Consider the following 634-nt stretch of genomic DNA (forward strand, 5'->3'; position numbering starts at 1 on the left):
GACGCGCGGCGCAACGGCCACCGGGTCCTTGCCGTCGTCCGCGGCTCGGCCGTCAACCAGGACGGCGCGAGCAACGGCCTGACCGCGCCCAACGGCCCCTCCCAGCAGCGCGTCATCCGGCAGGCACTCGCGAACGCCGGGCTCGGCCCGGCAGACGTGGACGCCGTCGAGGCGCACGGCACGGGCACGAAGCTCGGCGACCCGATCGAGGCGGAGGCCCTGCACGCGACCTACGGCAGCGAACGGGAGCGGCCCCTCCTCCTGGGGTCGGTCAAGTCCAACATCGGCCACACACAGGCCGCAGCGGGCATCGCCGGGGTCATCAAGATGGTCATGGCCATGCAGCACGGACGGCTCCCCGCAAGTCTCCACATCGACGAACCGACCCCGCACGCCGACTGGTCCGGCGGCATCGAACTCCTCACCGAAGCCGCCGACTGGCCCGACACCGGACACCCCCGCCGCGCCGCCGTCTCCTCCTTCGGCATCTCCGGCACCAACGCCCACATCATCCTCGAACAAGCCCCCGCAGAACCGGAACCCGCACCCACCCCCACCAGAGAGATCACCCCCTGGATACTGTCCGCCCGCACCCCCGAAGCCCTGCGCGCCCAGGCCGCGAACCTCGCCGCGC

1 protein-coding gene is annotated in these 634 nt (G+C 72.6%); it reads left to right on the top strand.

All coding sequences use genetic code 11. The features are described 5' to 3' along the window. On the top strand, positions 1-634 hold a 634-nt coding region (locus tag IH54_RS41045), incomplete at both ends, for a ketoacyl-synthetase C-terminal extension domain-containing protein (RefSeq protein WP_043183675.1).

This window comes from Streptomyces sp. NRRL F-5123, assembly GCF_000721495.1.
Classification (GTDB): Bacteria; Actinomycetota; Actinomycetes; order Streptomycetales; family Streptomycetaceae; genus Actinacidiphila.